Raw genomic sequence first — 13,866 nt, 5'->3', positions numbered from 1 at the left:
TTCAAGTCCTGTTGCAATGATTGATGTCAGGCGCTGCCGTTTTGCAGGCGAGGGTGGTTGCGGATTGCGATATTGTCTGACAATACACATAAATCCCAGAGGATGTGGAGAACAAAATGACGAAGCGGATCATGTTCACCGGCGGCAGCGGCAAGGCCGGACGCCATGTCGTGCAGTATCTGTTGGAGCAAGGCTGTCAGGTGCTCAACATCGACACCAAGCCGCTCGACAATCCCAAGGTGCGCACGCTGATCACCGACATCACCGACAGCGGGCAGGTATTCAACGCGCTGTCGAGCTATATGGGCCTGCACGAATTCGACCCGTCGCTGCGCCCGCAGCCGGTCGATGCCGTGGTGCATTTCGCCGCCATCCCGCGCATCATGATCACCACCGACAATGAGGTGTTCCGCATCAATGCGCTCGGCACCTACAATGTCATCGAGGCGGCGGTGAAGCTCGGCATCCGCAAGGTTATCATCGCCTCCAGCGAGACGACCTATGGCCTCGTCTTCGCCAACGAGCCGCGTGATCCCCAATATTTCCCACTCGACGAAGACTATGACGTCGATCCGATGGACAGCTACGCGCTGTCCAAGGTCGTCAACGAGAAGACGGCGCGGGCCTTCGCACAGCGCAACGGCACCGACATCTACGCCTTGCGCATCGGCAATGTCATCGAGCCACATGAATATTCGCTGTTTCCGAAATGGTTCGCCGATCCGGGTTTCCGCAAGCGCATTGCCTGGAGCTATGTCGACGCGCGCGACCTTGGCCAGATCACGTTGCGCGCCATCGAGAAGGACGGCCTCGGCTACCAGGTGTTCAACGCAGCCAATGACGACACCTCGTCCGACCTGCCGACGGCCGAACTCTTGAAACGGTTCTACCCTGGCGTACCGGTCAAGGCTGAGCTTGGCGAATACGAGACGCTGCTCTCCAACCGCAAGGCGCGCGACGTGCTGGGTTTCCGCCCGGAGCATAGCTGGCGCAGATACGTCAAGCAGGGCTAGGCATGTCGATATTCAGGTGATGCCGGCCTGCGAATGACGGCTTTGTGCGCTTCCGGTGCTCACGTACCCCAAAAGTACGCTGCGCTCCGATTCTCGAAATCCATCATTCTCGGCTTGGCCTGACCTCAATCTCGACATGCCAATCAAGCTGCGGATCGGGGCTGATCTGTGCACAGCGGCCGGCTTTGCGGCGCAAGCCGCTTACCGCGCTTGACAGCTTGCTGAAACCAGACTCTCTGGAGCCTATGCGGGACGCGAAGCCGAACAAGGAAAAATCGCCTGGGAAAGCGGCCTCCGCCGAGCGTCCGGCTGGCGTTCGCCGACCCGACGCGGCGCGCATTCCAGGGTCGAGCGTCCATGCCTCGCTGGCCAGCGAGATTGGCCTGCGGATCGTGCGCGGCGACTATCCACCCGGCACCATCCTGCCCAACGAAGCGAAATGGTCGGAGACCTTCAGCGTCAGTCGTTCGGCGGTGCGCGAAGCGATCAAGATGCTGATGGCCAAGAGCCTTTTGGCCTCACGCCCCAAGATCGGCAGTTGGGTCGAGCCGAAGGAACGCTGGAACCTGCTCGATCGCGACGTGCTGGCCTGGTACGCGACGTCGCCGGACCGCGAGGTGTTCCTCAAGACCGTGCAGGAGTTCCGCCACATCATCGAGCCGGAAGCGACGGCCTTTGCCGCCATGCGGCGCACCGACGAGCAGATGGCCGAGATCAGCCAGGCCTGCCGCGAGATGCGAGAGGCTACGAGCCTGCAGGAGCGCACCCGCGCCGATACACGCTTTCACCTCGCCATCCTGCGTGCCTCCGGAAACGACCTGCTGGTGCCGCTCGGCGTGCTCATCGAATCCGCCTTCGATCATCTCTTTGCCTATACGACGCGAGAGGTCGACGATCTCAACCACGCCCAGAAGCTGCACGAAGCGATCGAGAAGAACATCCGCCTGCAGCGGCCGGACGCGGCGCGCAACGCGGTGCGAAAGCTGCTCGCCAACACGGACGGCGTCATACGCGCCCGCTAGGGGCTATCGGGTCGCTTCTAACCGTCTTTCTCGCGCCCGAAGGCGGTGCGCAGCTCATCCTTGGCTTTCTCGAGCACTTGCCTGCGCGCGGCGGGCAGGTTCTTGCCGGCGCGGTTGATGTAGAAGTTCAGCATCGACATGGCCGACTGGAACGGCTCGGCCTTGCGCCGGTCACTGTGTTCGGCGGATCGCTTGAGCGAGGCGGCGATCTTCCTCGCGTCATCGAACTTAAAGACATGGTCCTCGATATCCATTGCGTCACTATGCTCGGTCACCTCGGCCGACCATTTTTTCTTGGTGGCGGTCATGGCTGGACTCCTTTGCGGGTTTGCCTGTTGGGAAACTCCGCATATTGGCATCGGTTCCTGCATTTCCCTCAGGCCTGGAGCCACGGATTTGCCCGCTGTGGCGCTGCTGCGGCCTGAGAATGCGCCGATAGTGGCGCAAACGGCGGCCGATTTTCGAGACCGTCGGCTAGGAGACGCGTTGACCCGAACCGACTTGAGCCGGCCGAGCCCCGGCATCGACAGCTCCTATGCCTGGATGCGGCTTGCCATCTCGATGCTGCTGGCGACGATCGGCGCCGTCGGCATGTGGGCTGTTGTCGTCGTGCTGCCCGCTGTGCAGGCCGAGTTCGGCGTCGACCGCGCCGCGGCCTCCATGCCCTACACCGCGACCATGGTCGGCTTTGCCGCCGGCAACGTGCTGATCGGCCGCGCCATCGACCGGATGGGCTACTGGATTCCGGCGTTGATCTCTTCGATTGCGCTTTCCGCCGGCCTCCTGCTCGCGGCGCTATCGACCTCGATCCTGCAATTCACCCTTGCTCAAGGGGTGCTGATCGGCGTTGGCACGTCTGTCATCTTCGGGCCGCTGATCGCCGACATCTCCCACTGGTTCAACCGCCGGCGCGGCGTCGCCGTCACCGCGGCGGCCGCCGGCAACTATCTTGCCGGAGCGTTGTGGCCGACCATCATGCCAACCCTGATGAAGGCGGAAGGCTGGCGTTTCACCTATGCGGCAATCGGCATCTTCTGTCTGGTCACCATGGTGCCGCTGGTGCTGTTGCTGCGGCGCGGCGCTCCGAAGGCGTCCGCCGCCGGTTCGCCCGGAAGCCGAGAGGTGCAGCCGATCTCGCTGTCACCGGGGGCGCTGCAGGTGCTGCTGGTCGTCGCCGGGCTCGGCTGCTGCGTGGCGATGTCGATGCCGCAGGTGCATATCGTCGCCTATTGCATGGATCTCGGCTACGGCGTGGCGCATGGCGCCGACATGCTGTCGATCATGATGGCAGGCGGCGTCGTCAGCCGGCTGGCATCGGGCTTTCTCGCCGACCGTATCGGCGCTGTGTGGACACTGATGATCGGCTCGGTGCTACAGTGCCTGTCGCTGCTGTTCTACATCCCGTTCGACGGGCTTGCGTCGCTCTATGTGGTGTCGCTGGTGTTCGGCCTGTCGCAAGGTGGCATCGTGCCCTGCTACGCGATCATCGTGCGCGATTACATGCCGGCGAAGGAGGCTGGCCAGCGTATCGGTATCGTCATGATGGCGACGATCTTCGGCATGGCGATCGGCGGCTGGATGTCGGGCTGGATCTATGACCTGACCGGCTCGTACGCGGCTGCGTTCCTGAATGGTATCGCCTGGAATTTGCTGAACATCCTGGCGATCGGACTGTTGTTCTGGAGAGCACGGCGCAGCGCCGCCGTGATGGCCTGACAGGAGGCGGCGGTCGTCACACGCACGTAAGCCGGGCACGCGCGCCTTGGCTTGACAATCGGGGGATGTCGCGCGACGCCAGAAGGCAAGTTGGGGCGGCAAAAGGCCGGTGAGATGGAGACAGCAAAGACGATCGTATCGCGACCGCGCCCTGCCGGGCGCATTTCCAAGCGAGCGGGATCGTGATCAAGCCGCGCTCACGCCGGGGTGGCGGCCGCCCGACGATATCAGATGTCGCGCGCAGGGCCGGTGTCGGCGCCATCACCGTGTCGCGCGCCTTGCGCGAGCCGGAGCGTGTCTCGGAAGAATTGCGCCGCCAGATCCAGGCCGCCGTCAATGAACTGGGCTACGTGCCGGACCCGAATGCGCGGGCGCTGGCCTCGGCGCGCGCCGAAGTGTTCGGCGTGTTGGTGCCGTCGCTCACCAACAACGTCTTCGCCGAGGTGGTGCGCGGCATCTATGACAGCCTGTCGGCCAGTCCGTTCCGCATCCAACTCGGCAACACCCATTATTCCGGTCTCGAGGAAGAGCGGCTGTTGCAGCTGTTCGGCTCGCAGCGGCCGGCGGCACTCATCGTCGCCGGTATCGACCAGACACCGCCCTCGCGAAAGCTGCTGGAGAGCGCCGGCTGCCCGGTGGTTCAGGTCATGGAGACCGGACCCGATCCCGTCGACATGATGGTCGGCTTCTCGCATCTCGACGGCGGCAGGATGGCGACCGAACATCTGATCGAGGCGGGCTACCGCCGGATCGGCTTCATCGGGGCGCGCATGGATCCACGTTCGCAGCGGCGCCTTGCCGGTTATCGCGCGGCGATGGAGGATGCCGGCCTGTTCGACCCGCGCCTTGTCACCACCACACCGGTGCTATCAAGCGTATCGCTCGGCCGTGAGATGCTCCGCGACGCGCTGGCCAAGGTGCCGACCCTCGACGGTGTCTTCTGCAACAATGACGACATCGCGCTCGGCGTCTTGTTCGAGTGCCATCGCGCCTCGATCGCGGTGCCGAAGACGATCGGTATCGTCGGCTTCAACGACCTCGACATGATGCAGGTGGCGTTTCCATCGATCACCAGCATCCGCACCCATCGCTATGAGATCGGCAGGCGTGCAGTCGCCATGGCATTGGCGGCGATCGCCGGCAACAGGCCGGAGCAACGGATCGTCGATCTCGGTTTCGAACTCAAGCGCCGCGAGAGCACGGCGCGTTGAAAGACACAGAGGCGACTGTGCGAATGCCGGTTTACACACAAAATTGGTAGCGCTACCATCCCGAGACGGATAATAGGTCGCGCCTGTTTATTATACATAAGCGACAACTAAACCTTGTTTATTATGGATAATATGATAATTTTTGCCCCGCTGGCGGCGGCAAGGGAGGAACCGGGTCGACGACCACCGACGGCCAAAAACGCGCATGGCGAGGCGGGAGGTGCCGGTCCGTCGCGCGAAACTTCTCAGAGCGAAAACCACAATCAGAACTGCAATCGGGAGGAATATCGATGATCAAGTCAGTTGTTGGTGGCATCGTCGCCGCCAGTGCATTCGTCATGCTCAATTCGGCCGCCATGGCCGCCGGCCCCGAGATCGTATCGGGCCCCGCCGCTCAGGCGGACTGCTTCGCGCCGTGGAGCGCGGATACGAAATTCTTCAAATATCCCAAGAAGGAAGGTCCGTTCCGTATCGCCTTCGCCAATGGCTATATCGCCAACACATGGCGCATCCAGATGGTGCAGACGGCCAAGGCCTACGCGGCTCAGCCCGATGTGAAGGCCAAGCTCAAGGAATTCAAGGTCGTGTCGACGGGCGAGGATGTGCCGGCGCAGATTTCGGCGATCAACAATTTCATCGATTCCGGCTATGACGCCATTGTCACCGACGCGCAGAACCCGACCGCCTTTGGGCCAGTCATCAAGCGCGCCAAGGAAGCCGGCATCGTGCTGGTCGCCTTCGACAACATTCTCGACACCAAGGACGCCATCAACGTCAATGTCGATCAGAAGGGCCTTGGCGAATTGTGGGCCAAGTGGCTGGTCGCCAAGATACCGAACGGCGGCAAGATCCTCGAAGTGCGCGGCGTGGCCGGCACCTCCGTCGACACCGACCGCCACAATGGCATCCACGAGGTCTTCGACGCCTCCGGCAAGAAATGGGACGTCACCGAAGTCGCCGGAAAATGGGATGACGGCGTGGCGCAGAAGGTGACCGCCGATGCGATCGCCACCAACGGTCCGTTCGACGGCATCACCGGGCAGGGCGGCGACACCGGCATCGTGCAGGCGATGATCGACGCCAAGCATCCGTTCGTGCCGTTCGGCGGCGAGACCGAGAACGGTTTCCGCAAGTTCTGCGCCGCGCATTCGGCCGACGGGCTGAAGTGCTCGTCCGCAGGCTCGGGCCCTGCTCAGGTTGCCGTGGCCATCAAGACGGCGATTGCAGCGCTCGAAGGCGAGGTGGTGCCGCAAGAGGTGAAGCTGCCGCTGGCGATCGCCGAAGACCCGAACATGAAGGAAGGCACGGATTACTTCGCCAAGGAATCCGACAATTTCTTCGTCGGCAACTCGTTCCCGACCTGCGGCATCAACTTCAGCGCCCAGGAGATCATGGGTCAGACCAAGGAAAACCAGTAAATCATCACTGGCTATCGCCTGGTGCCGCAGCTTAGGCTGCGGCGCCTGTTTCCAATCCCACAATCGCCCTGGGAGGGCCGATGGACGGTGTGGCTCCGCTCTTTCGCATGGAAGGCATATCCAAGCGCTATGGCGGCGTGCGGGCGCTGGAAAAGGCCGAGCTTGTCGTGGAGGCCGGCAGCATCCACGCCATTCTCGGTGAAAACGGCGCCGGCAAGTCGACGCTGATCAAGGTCATGGCGGGCGTGGTGGCGCCCGACGAGGGCCGCATGACGCTGGACGGGCGCGAGGTGACCTTTGCCTCACCCGGAGCTGCCAACAAGGCCGGCATCGTCTGCATCTTCCAGGAGCTGTCGCTGGTCCCCGAGCTCAGCGTTGCCGACAACATCGTCATTTCCGACCCGCCCAAACGCTTCGGCATGATCGACCGCAAGGCGCAGCGCCGCATTGCGGAAGAGGCGCTGGCACGTGCGGGAGCGGCCGACATCCATCCGCTGGCTCTGGTCAAGGACCTGCCCTTGTCGAGGCGGCAAATGGTCGAGATTGCCAAGGCGCTGGCCCGCAAACCGCGCATCCTCATCCTCGACGAAGCAACCTCGGCGCTGACGGCGGCTGATGTCTCGAAGATTTTCGCGGTGCTGAAGCGGCTGCGCTCGGAAGGGCTGGCGCTGCTTTATATCTCGCACCGCATGAACGAGATCGCCGAGCTGGCTGACCAGTGCACGGTGTTCCGCAACGGCCGCAACGTCGCCAGCTATCCGGCCGGCTCGAAGAGCGACAATGAAGTGGTCGAACTGATGATCGGCCGCGAATACAGCCATATCTTTCCGCCCAAGCCGGCGGCCGTGCCTGCCACGGCCGCGCCCAGGCTCGAGGCCCGCAAGCTCTCCTGGGCCGACCGGCTGCACGACATCTCATTGACCGTCAGGGCAGGCGAGGTGGTCGGCCTCGGCGGTCTCGACGGCCAGGGCCAGCGCGAATTGCTGCTCGCCTTTTTTGGCGTGCTGCGCGGCCTCAGCGGCCAGATACTGATCGACGGCAAGCCTGTGTCGATCACCAGTCCATCCGTTGCGCGCGATGACGGCATCGGCATGGCCCTCATTCCCGAGGACCGCAAGACCGAAGGCCTGATGCTGCCGATGACGGTGCGCGAGAACCTGTCCTTCGCAGCGCTCGACCGGCTGTCGAACGCGGGCATCATCGACCGCGCCGCCGAGCAGCGGCTGATCGACGACATGGTCGGCCTTCTGGCGATCAAGACGGCGGGCCTCGACATCCCGGTCGGCGCGCTGTCGGGCGGCAACCAGCAGAAGGTGGTTATCGCCAAATGGCTGATGCGCCAGCCGCGCATCATCCTGCTCAACGATCCGACGCGCGGCATCGATGTCGGCACCAAGCAGGAGCTGTATCAGCTGATGCGCAAGCTTGCCGATGCGGGTGCTGCGATCCTGTTCTATTCGACCGACTATGACGAGCTGATCGGCTGCTGCGACCGTGTGCTGGTGCTCTATGACGGGGCGGTCAAGCGCGAGCTGGCCGGCGCCGAGATCACCGAGCGGGCGCTCATATCAAGCGCGCTCAACATCCAAGGCGAGGAAAGCCCGGTGGGCCTGGGAGCGGACGCATGAAGGATTGGCGCTACTGGCTGGCCGAGCAGCGCGGAACGCTGCTGGCGCTCGGCATCTTCATCGTCATGTTCGTCATCTACACCTCGAACCATCCGGCCGGCTTCACCGCCAATGTCGTGCAGACGGCGGCGAACAAGGGCGTGCTGCTGGCCTTCGTCGCCATGGCGCAGACGCTGGTGGTGATCACCGCCGGCATTGACCTTTCCGTCGGCATGATCTTCCTGCTTACCAACTGCCTCGCCTCCTGGCTGGTGGTGGGCACGCCGATGCAGACGACGCTCGGCGTCATCGCCGTGCTGGCGGTGGGGCTGCTGTGCGGCGCCCTCAATGGCGCCATCGTCATCTATGGCCGGTTGCAGCCGATCGTCGCTACCATTGCCACGGGCGCCGTCTATTACGGCATCGGCCTGTTGCTGCGGCCATTCCCGGGCGGCTCGGTCAATGAAGACCTGGCCGATGCGCTGACCGGCCGTGTGTTCGGTGTTGTGCCGGCGAGCATCGTCGTCCTGTTGGCCATCGTGCTGGTGATCTGGGTGCCGTTCAGCCGCTCGGTGCTCGGCCGCGCCGCCTACGCGGCCGGATCGTCGGAAACTGCGGCCTACATGTCCGGCGTGCCGATCCGGCGCGGCAAGTTCGCTGCCTACACTCTGGCCGGGCTGCTGGCGGCGATCGGCGGCCTGTTCCTGACCTTCTTCACCTATACGGGCGAGGCGGCCTATGCCAGCGGCAACTCCTACACGCTGTTTTCGATCGCCGCGGTGGTTCTCGGTGGCGTCTCGCTGTTCGGCGGCAAGGGCAGTGCCATCGGCGCGATCTTCGGCGCTCTGGCCTTCCGCACCATCGGCGACCTGCTGTTCGTCTTCGATTTCGATCCGCTCTGGCAGCCGCTGTTCCAGGGCGTTATCCTGCTGGTCGCCGTCAGCCTCGGCGCCTTCGCCCTGTTTCGGGTCCGTAATCGGCTGGAGTGGTTCCTGTGAGCGAAACGACGCTTGGCGGCATTGCCGGCCGCATGCCCAGATTCATCCGCCGCGCCGATCCGGCGGTGCTGACGGCCTTTGCCTGCATCGTGCTTTTGCTGTTCCTGGGCAGCCTCTATTCCAGAAGCTTCCTGTCGCCTGAATATCTGCTGCAGCAGCTCAAGGTGGCGTCGTTCCTCGGCGTCATCGCCACCGGCATGATGCTGGTCATCCTGCTCGGCCAGATCGACCTGTCGGTGCCGTGGGCGGTGGCGGCGGGCGCGATGATGGCCTGTGCGGCGGCCGCCTATGGCCCAGTCGGCGTGGCGCTGGCCATTCCGTTCGGCATTCTCTGCGGTATGCTGATCGGCGTCGTCAACGGCATCGGTGTCGCCTATCTCAGAATTCCCTCGATGATCATCACGCTGGCCACCAACGCCGTCGCGCAAGGGCTTATGGTCGTCTACACTGGCGGCTTCTCGCCACAGGATTCGGCGACGGGCGCGATGCGCTATCTAGCGACCGGCTTTGCCATTCCAGGCGTGCCCAACGCGGTCATCATATGGGCGCTGATTGGCGCTGCAATGGTGTTCGTGCTGACGCGCACCAGCTTCGGCCGCACCGTCTACGGCATCGGCAATCGCGAGCGCGCCGCCTATCTCTCCGGCATCGATACACGGCGCGTGGTGATGATTGCTTTCGCCGTCTCCGGCGGGCTCTCGGCCTTCGGCGGCGTACTGCTCGCCGGTTATGCCTCCAAGGCGGCGCAATCGATGGGTGATGCCTATCTGCTGCCATCGATCGCCGCTGTCGTGCTTGGCGGCACCTCGATCCTGGGCGGGCGCGGCTCGTATCTCGGCACCGTTGCCGGTGTCATCCTGATCACGCTGCTGCAATCCATCCTGTCGGTCATGCAGATGCCGGAGGCGGGGCGGCAGATTATCTACGGCGTCGTCATCGTCGCCATGCTGCTGCTCTACGGCCGCGCGCCGGCAAGCCGCTGACAGTGGACGAAAAGGCAGCACAGGCGCCAGTTGGCGCTACCGGCTCGGTGCCTCCGGCCATCGTGGTGATGGGCGTCGCCGGCTGCGGCAAGTCGGCCGTCGGTGTAGCACTGGCGGCCGCGCTGGGCGCTACCTTTATCGAGGGCGACAGGCTGCATCCGCCGGAAAACGTCGCACGCATGGCAAGCGGCGAGCCACTCACCGATCAACTGCGTGAAGGCTGGCTTGACGCGATCGGCGAGCGCATCGCGGCGTCGGTCGGGCAGGGCGAAGGCGTGGTTGCCGCCTGCTCGGCACTGAAGCGCAGCTACCGTGACCGGCTGAGTGGCTTCTGCCCGCAGATTGTCTTCCTCTACCTGCGGATCGACCCTGCCACGGCCAGGCGGCGCGTCGGCAACCGCAAGGGCCACTTCATGCCGGCGAGCCTGGTCGACAGCCAGTTCGCCATCCTCGAGCCGCCGGCAGCCGATGAGCGGGCACTGACGCTCGATGCGACACGCCCGGTCGGTGAAGTCGTCGCTGCCGCTGTCCGCCAGACGCGCCGGTCATGAGCCTTCGTCAGTGCCGATGCCGGTGCTGTCCTGAGCCTCGGTCAACCGCTGCCGACGGGACCACGTCATCATCTGCTCGGGGTAGCGCTTCAGCGCTTCCAGCAGGCGGTCGCGCTTGAGCAGGATGTAGAGCGCCTGCACGGCCATGTTCTTGGTTCCATCCCTGGCCATGTCCGTGGCCGGGGTGACCGACGCCTCCGGCGCCAGCGCGGGGCTGAGCACGGCACGGTATTCGATGAAGGGAACCACTTCAAAGGTCGACATGGCAAATAGGGCAGTTCTGCCCCTGGCGGCGAAATTCGCCGGCGCCGAGGCGAGATGGGTCCAGCCGCTTTCGCCCATGGCGGCCTCGGTGAAGGTCGTGCCGGCATGGATGGTGTTGGTCATCGTCACCACGCCGTTCTGCTTCAGGATCTTCTGGATGCGGATTGTGACTTGATAGGCGTCGTCGCGATCAAAGGCGACCCGGCTTTTCAGGTACCGGTTCTCGACATTGATCAGCGGCGGGTTGAGGAAACGCAGGCCGAATGCCGTTTCGGAAATACCATGGGTGTGGACACTCACCTGATGCGCCTCGATACGGGCCTCGTACAAAGCGCGCTTGCCGATGATGGTCTGGGCGGTGAACTGATCGCACCAGAGGATCGCGCCGTGGCCCTGCTGCAAGGCCGACTGCAGCCCGTCCAATCCCTCCAGCCGGATCGTCGGCGACCAGCGGCGAGCCACCAGATGTGCGGCGAGCTGCAGGCGGCGGCGATGGCGCGCAGCCAGCAATCCCTCGAACAGCTTGCGTGCATCGGTGCCGTCACCAAGCACCGAGCGTGTGGCGGCAGCGTAAGCGGGAAATTCCTTGCGCATATGGCGCTTCAGGCGAAACCTGGACATGCGGCCGCAGATCGGCGCCCACCAACGCACCGGCAGGGCCGTCGCGACCATGAGATAGAAGACGGACAGCAGGCTTTCGCGGAGGTCCCTGTTGGAAAAGCGGCGAAGCCGGCCGGGGTGAACCAGCTTGCGGGTGAAGAAACGCACCTCCTCGGCCCGTTCCGGGACGAAGACGTCAGCGATGATTTCAGTGCGGAAACTGGCTGCCGATGGCGGCTTGCGGGCCGCCTTGCGGGATTTTGCGAACCACGACAGCCTCATCGGTCCAGCCCGTTCTTCGAACCCCGCTTTACTGCGTCGGCATGGACCGCGCAACCTTGCGATGGCGAACGCGTCAGTGGTTTATATCTGCGACGTCAGCTCGACCGGAAAATCATCATTGTCGGCATCGCGCATGGCGGCGAGGCTGCGATTGTCAAGCACTTCGGCGATCGCCTGGCGCACCTCCAGCATCATGTGCCGGACCTGGCAGGTCGCCTCGTCGCAATCCTCACAGCGCTGGTATTGTGTGCGGCTGGCGCAGGGAATCGGCGCCAGCGGCCCGTCAAGCACACGCACGACATGGCCGATCTTGATTTCGGAGGCCGGCCGGGCGAGGCGATAGCCGCCTTCCTTGCCCTTGCGGCTCTGGACGAAGCCCGCATTGCGCAGCTCGCCCAGGATGGCATCGAGGAATTTCTTCGGAATGTTGTTGGCCATCGCGATATCGTTGACGAAGGCCAATTGGCCGACCGGCAGGCCGGACAGATGCACGAGGGCCTTGAGGCCGTATTTGCCTTTTTTTGTCAGCATGCCCAGATCAACCCATTGAAGCCCCAACCACTCGCATCTGGCGACTGTTTGTGTGCAAATAATGACGTTTTTCGCCACTCGATGATGTTTCGCGAAAACAAGCCGCCGGATCGCACGTTAGGCACAAACGCGTTGATTCTTTGTAACGTTTTGCACGGACGGTGCCGACGTCCCGCTGAAAACTAGATCGCCGGCGCGCGAAAACGAAAAGCCGGCAAAAGCGCCGGCTTTCTCATCCACTAGAGCAGTTCACCGTTTTGCGGAAACGGCGAACCACTCCAATTCTTTGTTTTGACGCAATTCCCGAGGGAAAGCGCTATGCGCTTTTCCTGGAATTGCTCCGGGGATGCCGCAACTCTTAGCGGCTGCCGTAGGTCTGGTCGAGCAGGCCGCCGGCGGCGAAATGCTCCTTCTGCACCTTGTCCCAGCCGCCGAAGACATCTTCGACCGTCAGCAGGCGGACATCGGGAAACTGGGCTTTGTACTTGGCCTCCACTGCTGCATCGCGAACCCGGGTGCCGTTCTGGGCCAGGATGTCCTGGCCCTCCGGGGTGTAGAGGAAGTCGAGATAGGTCTTGGCCAGATCGCGGGTGCTATGCTCGTCGGCGACCTTGTCGACGATCGCGACCGGGAATTCGGCCAGCAGACTGACCGAGGGCGTGACCTGCTCGAACTTGTCGTCGCCATACTCCTTGCGGATGCCGCGCGTTTCCGATTCGAAGGTGATCAGCACATCACCGATCTCGCGCTGCACGAAGGTGGTGGTCGCGGCGCGACCGCCGGTGTCGAAGATCGGTACGTTGTTGAACAGCTTGGTGATGAACTCCTTCACCTTGGCGTCGTCGTTCTTGAAGGCTTCCTTGGCGTAGGCGGTGGCCGCCAGATAGGTGTAGCGCGCATTGCCGGAGGTTTTCGGGTTGGGGAAGATCACCTGCACGTCGTCGCGCACGAGATCGTTCCAGTCCTTGATGTGCTTGGGGTTGCCCGCGCGCACCAGGAAAGACGGCAGCGAATAGAAGGGCGAAGCGTTATCGGGAAAATCCTTCTGCCAGTCGGCCGAGACGAGCCCCTTCTTGACCAGAAAGTCGATGTCGGTGATCTGGTTGAAGGTAACGACGTCGGCGCCAAGGCCCTCGGCGATGGCGCGGGCCTGCGCCGAAGTGCCGGCATGCGACTGATCGACGGTGACGCCCGGATGCTGCGCGATGAAAGCCTTGTTGACCTGCGCGAACAGTTCGCGGCCGACATCATAGGATGCGTTGAGCAATTTGTCGGCCGACCAGGCCTGGGAGGATGCGAGGAACAGGCTGGCGACGGTGGCGAGCCCGAGGAAAAATCGCTTCATGAAAACAGGCTCCAATGCAATGCGTTTATGATTGAATCATAGCCGTGGCGCGGTGTGGGCGACTAGGCACACGCAGCGGCCCTGTGAGGGTCCGGCGAGAAAAAATATCGCCGAAACAGCCTGAGACTAGGATTTTCACCCAAACGGATTCTCTTCGGGGGGCTGCAACGACGCTGATTGCGCGCACAATCCTTCCCGAGGCGATGTTTAGGTGACGGGATCAGGCCGCCGGAAACAGCTTCCAGCGTCCGGGGCGGAACGCCACCCGGCTTTTCTGGGCCGCGGGGTGGTCGACCGGCAGTTCGATTTCGACCCGCTGGCGCTC

At 63.4% G+C, this 13,866-nt stretch carries 13 protein-coding genes; 9 read left to right on the top strand and 4 right to left on the bottom strand.

The window, feature by feature from the left end:
* Window positions 1–116 precede the first annotated feature (116 nt).
* Window positions 117–1,013, top strand: coding sequence for an NAD-dependent epimerase/dehydratase family protein (locus tag ASD99_RS16580; protein WP_057144331.1), 897 nt, complete (start codon window positions 117–119; stop codon window positions 1,011–1,013).
* 245 nt (window positions 1,014–1,258) lie between these two features.
* Complete coding sequence (locus tag ASD99_RS16575; RefSeq protein ID WP_056592356.1) at window positions 1,259–2,035, top strand: FadR/GntR family transcriptional regulator; 777 nt, start codon at window positions 1,259–1,261, stop codon at window positions 2,033–2,035.
* Between the two features lie 17 nt (window positions 2,036–2,052).
* Here the strand turns inward: ASD99_RS16575 and ASD99_RS16570 are convergent, their stop codons facing one another.
* Window positions 2,053–2,343 (bottom strand): DUF3175 domain-containing protein, encoded by a 291-nt coding sequence (locus tag ASD99_RS16570; RefSeq protein WP_057144299.1) that lies wholly within the window; start codon window positions 2,341–2,343, stop codon window positions 2,053–2,055.
* Between the two features lie 178 nt (window positions 2,344–2,521).
* Here ASD99_RS16570 and ASD99_RS16565 point away from each other — a divergent pair, with 178 nt between their 5' ends.
* The 7 genes from ASD99_RS16565 (at window position 2,522) to ASD99_RS16535 (ending at window position 10,519) form a co-directional block, all read left to right on the top strand.
* Window positions 2,522–3,751, top strand: a complete 1,230-nt coding sequence (locus ASD99_RS16565; protein ID WP_056592350.1) for an MFS transporter — start codon at window positions 2,522–2,524, stop codon at window positions 3,749–3,751.
* 182 nt (window positions 3,752–3,933) lie between these two features.
* Window positions 3,934–4,962, top strand: coding sequence for a LacI family DNA-binding transcriptional regulator (locus ASD99_RS16560; RefSeq protein ID WP_056592348.1), 1,029 nt, complete (start codon window positions 3,934–3,936; stop codon window positions 4,960–4,962).
* Window positions 4,963–5,252: 290 nt separating this feature from the next.
* Window positions 5,253–6,380, top strand: coding sequence for a sugar ABC transporter substrate-binding protein (locus ASD99_RS16555; protein WP_056592345.1), 1,128 nt, complete (start codon window positions 5,253–5,255; stop codon window positions 6,378–6,380).
* Window positions 6,381–6,460: 80 nt separating this feature from the next.
* Entirely contained in the window at window positions 6,461–8,008 is a 1,548-nt protein-coding gene (locus tag ASD99_RS16550) for a sugar ABC transporter ATP-binding protein (protein WP_056592341.1), read from the top strand.
* Window positions 8,005–8,985: an ABC transporter permease gene (locus tag ASD99_RS16545; RefSeq protein WP_056592338.1), complete on the top strand. Its 981-nt coding sequence runs from the start codon at window positions 8,005–8,007 to the stop codon at window positions 8,983–8,985. Before ASD99_RS16550 ends, ASD99_RS16545 begins: the two co-directional genes overlap by 4 nt.
* On the top strand, window positions 8,982–9,968 hold the full coding sequence (locus ASD99_RS16540; protein ID WP_056592335.1) for an ABC transporter permease: 987 nt from the start codon (window positions 8,982–8,984) through the stop codon (window positions 9,966–9,968). The genes ASD99_RS16545 and ASD99_RS16540 overlap by 4 nt, the downstream gene beginning before the upstream one ends.
* A gap of 2 nt (window positions 9,969–9,970) precedes the next feature.
* Window positions 9,971–10,519 (top strand): gluconokinase, encoded by a 549-nt coding sequence (locus ASD99_RS16535; RefSeq protein WP_056592332.1) that lies wholly within the window; start codon window positions 9,971–9,973, stop codon window positions 10,517–10,519.
* Here the strand turns inward: ASD99_RS16535 and ASD99_RS16530 are convergent.
* The 3 genes from ASD99_RS16530 to ASD99_RS16520 all read right to left on the bottom strand — a co-directional run bounded on the left by ASD99_RS16530 (window position 10,514) and on the right by ASD99_RS16520 (window position 13,541).
* Window positions 10,514–11,665, bottom strand: coding sequence for a hypothetical protein (locus ASD99_RS16530; RefSeq protein WP_056592329.1), 1,152 nt, complete (start codon window positions 11,663–11,665; stop codon window positions 10,514–10,516). The genes ASD99_RS16535 and ASD99_RS16530 overlap by 6 nt on opposite strands.
* A gap of 81 nt (window positions 11,666–11,746) precedes the next feature.
* Window positions 11,747–12,196: an RrF2 family transcriptional regulator gene (locus ASD99_RS16525; protein WP_056592326.1), complete on the bottom strand. Its 450-nt coding sequence runs from the start codon at window positions 12,194–12,196 to the stop codon at window positions 11,747–11,749.
* 358 nt (window positions 12,197–12,554) lie between these two features.
* Complete coding sequence (locus tag ASD99_RS16520; RefSeq protein ID WP_056592322.1) at window positions 12,555–13,541, bottom strand: sulfate ABC transporter substrate-binding protein; 987 nt, start codon at window positions 13,539–13,541, stop codon at window positions 12,555–12,557.
* Between the last annotated feature and the right edge of the window lie 325 nt (window positions 13,542–13,866).

This window comes from Mesorhizobium sp. Root695 (genome assembly GCF_001428185.1).
GTDB lineage: Bacteria > Pseudomonadota > Alphaproteobacteria > Rhizobiales > Rhizobiaceae > Mesorhizobium.
The sequence above is the reverse complement of the archived record's forward strand: the minus strand, read 5'-3'. Positions and strand labels throughout refer to the sequence as shown.